This window comes from Mammaliicoccus sp. Q-M61, assembly GCF_022386055.1.
In the GTDB taxonomy this organism is placed as follows: domain Bacteria; phylum Bacillota; class Bacilli; order Staphylococcales; family Staphylococcaceae; genus Mammaliicoccus; species Mammaliicoccus sciuri_A.
On the sequence record NZ_JAJNJL010000031.1, the window covers coordinates 1 to 461 of the forward strand.

The 461-nt window shown below is 48.4% G+C and carries 4 tRNA genes; all 4 read left to right on the forward strand.

The window, feature by feature from the left end:
* The first annotated feature begins 1 nt into the window (after position 1).
* A tRNA-Leu gene (locus LQ677_RS14520) sits at positions 2-90 on the forward strand.
* Between the two features lie 11 nt (positions 91-101).
* Positions 102-178 (forward strand) — tRNA-Arg (locus LQ677_RS14525).
* A gap of 10 nt (positions 179-188) precedes the next feature.
* A tRNA-Pro gene (locus tag LQ677_RS14530) sits at positions 189-262 on the forward strand.
* A gap of 17 nt (positions 263-279) precedes the next feature.
* Positions 280-355: transfer RNA gene (locus LQ677_RS14535), tRNA-Ala, on the forward strand.
* Positions 356-461: the final 106 nt, after the last annotated feature.

The following is a 461-nucleotide window of genomic DNA, read 5'->3' on the forward strand; positions in this document are numbered from 1 at the left end:
TGCCGGGGTGGCGGAACTGGCAGACGCACAGGACTTAAAATCCTGCGGTAAGTGATTACCGTACCGGTTCGATTCCGGTCCTCGGCACCATTTTTGTTTTTGCGCCCGTAGCTCAATTGGATAGAGCGTTTGACTACGGATCAAGAGGCTAGGGGTTCGACTCCTCTCGGGCGCGCCATTTTAAATAACGGGAAGTAGCTCAGCTTGGTAGAGCACTTGGTTTGGGACCAAGGGGTCGCAGGTTCGAATCCTGTCTTCCCGACTTCTATTAATACTTATGGGGGCTTAGCTCAGATGGGAGAGCGCCTGCTTTGCACGCAGGAGGTCAGCGGTTCGATCCCGCTAGTCTCCACCATTTTTAAAATAGATTATGAACATTGAAAACTGAATGACAATATGTCAACGTTAATTCCAATAATTGAGTACTGAAAGTACTTCAGAGTGATTGGCTTAACCAATCA